The sequence below is a fragment of the Shigella sp. FC1567 genome, from assembly GCF_001743015.1.
In the GTDB taxonomy this organism is placed as follows: domain Bacteria; phylum Pseudomonadota; class Gammaproteobacteria; order Enterobacterales; family Enterobacteriaceae; genus Escherichia; species Escherichia coli.
Map to the genome: position 1 here is coordinate 1 of NZ_MIIV01000112.1, position 6,886 is coordinate 6,886.

Genomic DNA, 6,886 nt, shown 5'->3' on the forward strand with positions numbered 1-6,886 from the left:
CGAACTCCGCCTTCGCAAAATAAGCGGAAGCCTGGCGAAGGATATCGTTACTGCGGCGCAGTTCACGATTTTCACGTTCCAGCTCTTTCAGACGCTGACGTTCAGCGGTGGTGAGCCCGCCATCACCGCCTCCGGTATCCCGCTCATGCTGGCGTACCCAGACACGCAGAGTCTCCGGTGTACAGCCAATCTTTGGGGCAATGGAACAAATTGCCGCCCACTGTGAGTCATATTCGCCCTGACTTTCCAGAACCATACGAATCGCCCTCTGACGGACTTCGGGGGAAAAACGAGTATTTTTAGTCATCCTGTTTACCTCTTTCTCAGGGAGTTTAGTCTCCAGGATTCCCGGGGCGGTTCATCCCTGTCACGGGGTCTGTCAGGGTCAGGCGAACCAGTTCTTTTTTGCGATATTCCAGAACGATATTGTTGTTGCGATCCACCAGATCATAACGGCTGCCTGCAAGGCTACGCCGTGCAGCGACTTCATTCGGGTCAAGCTGTTTCTGCATTGCGCTGCCAGGTTGCCAGGTAAAATCGACGGCAAAACGGGTGTCATTTTCGCCCTGTTTACCCTAGCGTTGCTCCGCGCTGAAGGTCATCAGCGGGAAGGGGGTATAGTTAAGTCCAGCGGTTATGGCATGAGGATTACTTTGCCGATCGTCTTTATCGAACAGGGCCACTTCATCGCCATAATACTGTTCATAGACCAGTTTACCGCCAAGGTGCGGCCAGGCGGGTAGCCAGCTTTCTGCGCGTACATCCCAGCCATTGGCCGGGCGTGCTTCATAATCGTTGTCCAGTTCAGGTGCGCTGCGCCAGTTGGTCAGTCGCAAATAGCCGTTACTGCTTAATTTTAGATAGTCGCGCCAGTACTCCGCGCCAATGCCGGCGCGGGAGTGGTAACGGCTAAGATCGTGGTCGAAAAAGAAGTTGATGCCTGACATCCATGTGGGAGTGAAATGACGCCAACCTAAGCCGTTGTTAATCTGCGTACGCTCGTCAGTACGATGGAGAGTATGCTGACTGAAAAAGAGATTATCAGGCGTTTCATACCACGGATGGAGAAAATCGAACTGGGAGTTCTTCAGGCTAAAATCTTCATCCACGCCCAGCGTGATTCTTGCGGTACCGAAGCGGCTTAACCAGTCTGTCATTGCGCCTGAAGCCTGAGAAGAGGCCCATCCACGCGCCATATTTGCCGCTTGCTCGCTGTTCATATCTTCGGCGAGCAGAGACCCGATTTGCTGTGAAGTACTGGCTATCTGTTGCTCGAGGTTGTCACTGCTATTACCCGGCGGCGGGGTTAATTTTTTTTCACTAACTTGTGCCGGGACATCCAGTTCATCACCCTGGCGGACATTATTAAAACCTCGAGCAAACGTACGAAACTGGTTGAGTTTGCGTAACTCAGCCACCGAAATACCGAAACGTTCGGCAACGCTTTGGGCCGATTCCAGCGCTCCAAGGATGTAGGGCACCGTATTGGCATTTGCAATGGCAATTTGTGCAGGAACTGGTTGTTGGGTTGCGGCGTTTACCACACCTTGTGCTGCCGCAGCCATAGGGAACGCAAGTTGAGTTATCAGACAGATACCCGCAGTTAAGCGGCGTAGTTTAATTCCCATCCCGCATAATATTTGTCGGTCATTTATTTCTTCTCCACTTCTCTTCTTCGTAGCCATGCTTACCTTCCCTGAACGAGCTAACATAAATGCGCCCTTTCTAGCACAGCGAAAAAATGTAAATACTGATAGCAATATGATTGAAAATTAATAACTTTTCGTTAGGCAGTTTTGGGTGTGAGTTGCAAGAGGGGAGACTACTGAATAACTCAAGTTTTATAATCGAGGGGAAAATGGTGATGGCGTTCATAGCAAAACGCCCTCAACCATAAAGGTCGAGGGCGCTTAAGATGTTAAAAACCCGCTATCCGTTAAAAAACAATGTTCAACTAAGGTCAGTGACATTGCGCTAAAAAAGCGAATTTTTAGAATTTGGCTCCTCTGACTGGACTCGAACCAGTGACATACGGATTAACAGTCCGCCGTTCTACCGACTGAACTACAGAGGAATCGTGTGAACGGGGCGCATATTACTTAGCGGTACCTTGTCTGTCAACACTAAATTTCATAAGTCATTTCAATTGGTTAATTAATATGCAAAGTTGTTAATTAATGAACATTCGTCGCCGAAAACGAGTCTGTATCATTAGCGTGATGCAGTCTCTGCAAAGGATCTTGTTGATAAAATTGGCAGAAACGTTGCCACAATGAAGGGAAACGAGGAGCAAAAAGTTCTGGGGCGCTAAAGAAATATTCAGAAAGTACGGCAAAACATTCAGCAGGATCGCTGGCTGCATAAGCATCAATGCTCGCCGCATTCTCGCCAACCAATTCGATTTCTTCCTGAATGTTGTTCATTGCAGCATGAAGATCGTGTTCCCAGCCAGCAACCTCACGCAACGGAATAAAGGGAACTCCGCTGGCGCGATCGCCGTTACGGGTGTCCAGCTTATGAGCGACTTCATGAATAATCAGGTTAAAACCAGAAGCATCAAAAGAATCTTGTATATCCAACCAGTTCAAAACGATAGGCCCTTGCTGCCAGCTCTGACCTGACTGAACAATACGTTGGTTATGCACCAGACCGATATCGTCTTCCCATTCATCATCGACCACAAATGGCGCAGGATAAATTAAGACTTCATGAAAACCATCCAGCCATTCCAGTCCTAACTCCAGAACGGGTAGGCAAAATAGAAGTGCTATCCGGCAGCTTCTTAATGAATCCAGTTCAAAGCCCTGTAAAGGAACAAGCCGCTTTTGCTGTAAAAAACGTTCGGCAAGAGTGACTAATTTGCTTTGTTCCTGTTCCGTCAGACACGTTAAAAGGGGGATCGATAGTGCTTCCTGCCAGGGAAGGGCAGTTTGATGTGCTGATTCTTGTACTTTCCAGGGCCACTTAATCATCGTTTTGCTCGCAAACTCGTCACTTGAACAAAATTGCACGGACAGGGACTGTTAAAATGCCAAATTTCCTGGCATCATGGCAACCATCTGAACGGAGAGATGCCGGAGCGGCTGAACGGACCGGTCTCGAAAACCGGAGTGGGGGCAACTCCACCGGGGGTTCAAATCCCCCTCTCTCCGCCAAAATTCAATCACTTATACATCATTAAGTCAGTGACAAAAATCACACGTGGAATTACTTGGAATATTTTCAGGTAACGGGACATCAAGTGTCGGTGAAACTTTAACCTTCCTGTCATAGATTAGCACTTGCCCCTCGGTTTTGTGACCAGAGAAAAGTTGCTTATCCCGACTGCTTCCTTCATAGTCTGAAATTCCTTTCGCCTTCAGATCATGAAAGGTGAAGTCGGTTAAAATACCTGAAATTTTGCCTGCGCGATTTCTTGCTTCTACCCACATTTCGTTAAAGCCTTTGTACATATATCGGTTGCCGTATTGATTGCTGATTACATAGGCGGATGTTGGTAACTGTTTTGCTTTTTCGATCGCCGCCTGTAATCGTGGACTCCATGCTTTTATCTGTTTTTTTCCTGTTTTCCCTTGCTGGATAAAGATCCCGTCGTTTCCAATCTGCTCCCATTTCAGCGATAACACATCGGAAACCCTCGCTGCACACAGATAGGCAATTTCCATTGCGATAAAAACAGGAAGAGGTGCAACGCTTAATACTGCCTGGTATTCTTTGTCGGTTACATATCGTTCGCGGTTTTTGGCCTTGAATTTACTTACACCTGCACATGGGTTAGCCTTCACGTACCCTCGCTCATACCCCCAACTGTAAACGCGGGACTTCATGGTTGGCTTGCGTTTTACTCTGTTCCCCTCTCTTGTCCATGTATCGACGGATGTGTTCTGGTTTTATGGAATCTGCCGGCACCTTACCGAATACGGCAAGCAACTTTTTTGATGTTGCAGATAATCTTTTTGTGTTCTTGGACTGAGGTCACTGTAATAGGCGCTGGCGAGGAATTTTTCCCACAAGCGACCGAATGTCATTGCACGATCGCGATTATTTACAGTTTCCTCATACTTTTTCCATAAAGCAGCTAAACCATCCTTGATGGCGGTTAGTGTTACAGATTCGCTGGATGTTGGTTTCCATACATAACTATATTTATTTGGGTATACATTTGGAGGTAATTTTTCGTGCTCAGGATTTTTCCTTCGTCTTCCCATCAGATCGCACCAAAATTCGGCTCTACCTCGCGTGGTGGTAAAGTTTTATTGCAGGTAAATAGATCCCGGCTGACAATCGGTTTGCCACTACGATTGGTATAGAACGGAAGCTCGTTTTCCATTAACCATTTTCGCTGGTGGCTTGCATATTTGCAGCCCGTTAATATTAGCAATTCATCTTCGGTTAAAAATAAGCTGCTCATAGCTATATCTCATAACCGCCGCTAACTATATACGGTTAGCGGCAATTAGGGTTGAACATTAAAAATCAGCCTGACTCGGGATCAGTTTTTGCCAGATAGCTGAAACGTATTTTGCCTGGTAACGAGCGTCATCAAGTGCATTATGGCGCTCACCTTCGAATGGAATAGCCGTTCTGGCATCGAAGTCTATGGCTTTCCCCAGCTCAACGATTGTGCGTACATCGCGATCGTTGTAGTAACGCCACGGGCAGGGGATCCCCTGCCGTTCGTATGAACGGCGCAAAATCGTGTTGTCGAAGTTGGCTCCATTTCCCCAGACCTGAACAAAAAATTCACCGGAGTTTTCGTCGATAAATTCCCGCAATTGTAACAGTGCATCATCTAACGGGATTTCATCGGTCATAATGGCAGATTGCGCTTCGCGTGATTGCTTAAGCCACCATTTAATGGTGTCCCGATCAATGACTCCGCCAGCAGTTTCCAGATCGATAGTCTTACTAAATTCGGGTCCCATATCTCCGGTTTGCGGATCGAAAAATATTGCACCTATTGAGATGATCGGGGCATCAGGATTTTTTCCCATGGTTTCAAGGTCGATCATTAGATGGTCACACGTCCTGCTGGTGGATGTGATTTCGTGATGACCATTCACCGTAATTAAGGGATCTGCCGTCTCGCCAGTTTTACTATCGCTGGCGTGGTCCTGAGCGCTGCCAGCATTCTCCTTGTGTGGATGTTCAGCGCCTTCCATTTCCTCCGGATCATTTTCCTGAACTTCAACCTGATTCTCTTCATCGAATGTTTTCTGGTATGTTGCGTCGTCCATCACCGCGCCACAATCAGGGTAGTTGCCGCCACCGCTCTGACCGCAGGCGGTGCAGACTTTTTCCGGTTCCTGTTGCGCTACTGGTTCGGATTGTTTCGTTTCTGGCTCGTTTTGTAACGCATTTGGGCTGTTTTGTTCCGCTTTTTGGTCGTTCCGTTCCGATTCATGCTGGTTCTGGTTCACAGAATCGCGAGTCTGGATCCCCTTGACCCATTTCGGATCATTAGGGTCGCTAATCCCCTCAACAAATTCACCACGCGATACAGCAAGTAACTTATCGGCGTCAGGCTGGCTGATATTGGCTGCCTGCATAATTTTGTTTACTTCGTCAGCGGTGACTTTTACTTGGTTAGCGGAACTCACCTGCGACTGAGCATCCAGCGACTGCGCGTTCTGGCAATGTTCAGTTGTATCCGGTTCCATTGTTTCAGTTGTTGCCTGTTCACCTGCCATTGCGTCAGATGGTTGTGGTTTTTCTTCTTCTGTTTCACGCTCAGTAACCACCTCGCGGTTAATTTCTTCCAGGATATCTTTTTCCGGCGTATGCCGGGTAGCTGTGAGAGTTTCCTTGCTGGGGTTCTCGTGATCAGTTTCCGTCAAATAGGCGTTGATATACCCCTGAAGGCGTCCCGGGTAGTGATAAAATTCAGGGTGTGCGCTTCGGATAAGTGCAAAAATAGCGGCGCGGGAATAGTCCAGAATACCCGGGGGTGCACGAAGTGCTGCGGACCATTCTTTGAACGGACTTTCTTTTTTCAGGACTACTTCTTTTGCGCGACGATAAACGCTGCCCGGAATTTCATAAATATTAAAATCCATCGGAAGTGTGGCTGCTGCAATCTCCACATCCAGTGTGTCGAGGGTGTGTACTAAATTCGGATTGCGATCGGTTTTGTTCCCACCACCAGCATTAGCACCGGAAGCCGTGCGGGTGATGCGTGAAACACGATTTCCTTTCATCCACTCTTTTGTCAGCAGGCCCCGAACAGTGTAGTCAGCGTCCAAGTATGCTTCGAAAAAAGCAGTTATTAGTCCCAGGTCTGAATTACCAGGATTAGGGAAAACTTTGTCAGTGTCACGAACCAGTTTGTGGAGGTCGCGAATCTCCAGCGAGTCGAGCAGACTGGTTTTATGCGAAATAGCCAGGGCAGTAACAGCCGGTAGTTCTTCAGCCCGTGCAATGTGTAATGCCTGGAGTTCGTCGCGTGAAACGTGCGTTACTGGTTTTTCGCTGCCGTGTTGAGCAAGCCAACGAATGGGCAGTTCCTGACCGGAGACAGGTAGAAGCATGCTCTCCTCAATCTCAGTCATGTCTTCGCCGTTGATGTTGGTATTATCAGTGCTGGCTGATTTGTCCTGAACAGAGGGGGAAGGGCCGATAAATGTCATTGTGATGCCATCTTTCCCGCCTTTTTCATAGCGGTTGCAGGGTAATGCTGCCAACTTACTGATTTAGTGTATGATGGTGATTTTAAGGTGCTTGCGTGGCTTCCATTTCCATCAGATGTCCTTCCTGCTCCGCTACTGAAGGCGTGGTGCGTAACGGCAAAAGCACTGCCGGACATCAGCGCTATCTCTGCTCTCATTGCCGTAAAACATGGCAACTACAGTTCACTTACACCGCCTCTCAGCCCGGTACGCACCAGAAA

4 protein-coding genes, 2 tRNA genes and 3 pseudogenes are annotated in these 6,886 nt (G+C 48.0%); 2 read left to right on the top strand and 7 right to left on the bottom strand.

Annotated elements, in window-relative coordinates; translation table 11 throughout:
• The 4 genes and pseudogenes from BHE85_RS08815 to mtfA form a co-directional block, all read right to left on the bottom strand.
• Nucleotides 1–307: transposase (locus tag BHE85_RS08815; protein ID WP_032219445.1), on the bottom strand; the 307-nt coding region annotated here is incomplete at its 3' end.
• Nucleotides 308–362: 55 nt separating this feature from the next.
• Nucleotides 363–1,685, bottom strand: a pseudogene (locus BHE85_RS08825) (inverse autotransporter beta domain-containing protein); the annotation flags it as partial.
• A 313-nt stretch (nucleotides 1,686–1,998) separates the two neighbouring features.
• A tRNA-Asn gene (locus BHE85_RS08830) sits at nucleotides 1,999–2,074 on the bottom strand.
• Between the two features lie 100 nt (nucleotides 2,075–2,174).
• Nucleotides 2,175–2,972 carry a DgsA anti-repressor MtfA gene (gene mtfA / locus BHE85_RS08835; protein WP_001302302.1) on the bottom strand — a complete coding sequence of 266 codons (798 nt, stop codon included), beginning with the start codon at nucleotides 2,970–2,972 and terminating at the stop codon, nucleotides 2,175–2,177.
• A gap of 93 nt (nucleotides 2,973–3,065) precedes the next feature.
• On the opposite strand from mtfA, the gene BHE85_RS08840 reads away from it, so the two are divergent.
• Nucleotides 3,066–3,155: transfer RNA gene (locus BHE85_RS08840), tRNA-Ser, on the top strand.
• Between the two features lie 27 nt (nucleotides 3,156–3,182).
• On the opposite strand, the pseudogene BHE85_RS08845 reads toward BHE85_RS08840, so the two are convergent.
• From BHE85_RS08845 to BHE85_RS08855, 3 genes and pseudogenes are all read right to left on the bottom strand, one after another.
• A pseudogene (locus tag BHE85_RS08845) lies at nucleotides 3,183–4,208 on the bottom strand (tyrosine-type recombinase/integrase).
• Nucleotides 4,208–4,411, bottom strand: a complete 204-nt coding sequence (locus BHE85_RS08850; RefSeq protein WP_000096343.1) for a DUF4224 domain-containing protein — start codon at nucleotides 4,409–4,411, stop codon at nucleotides 4,208–4,210. The pseudogene BHE85_RS08845 and the gene BHE85_RS08850 overlap by 1 nt, the downstream one beginning before the upstream one ends.
• 58 nt (nucleotides 4,412–4,469) lie before the next feature.
• Nucleotides 4,470–6,665 (bottom strand): annotated as a pseudogene (locus BHE85_RS08855) (3'-5' exonuclease); the annotation flags it as partial.
• 56 nt (nucleotides 6,666–6,721) lie between these two features.
• Between BHE85_RS08855 and BHE85_RS08860 the strand changes: the two are divergent.
• Nucleotides 6,722–6,886: IS1 family transposase (locus BHE85_RS08860; protein WP_047664789.1), on the top strand; the 165-nt coding region annotated here is incomplete at its 3' end.

What these genes read in the sequence shown, in the direction of transcription:
- BHE85_RS08850 (WP_000096343.1), bottom strand. Translation starts at nt 4,411, where the DNA reads ATGAGCAGCTTATTTTTAACCGAAGATGAATTGCTAATATTAACGGGC.
- mtfA (WP_001302302.1), bottom strand. Translation starts at nt 2,972, where the DNA reads ATGATTAAGTGGCCCTGGAAAGTACAAGAATCAGCACATCAAACTGCC.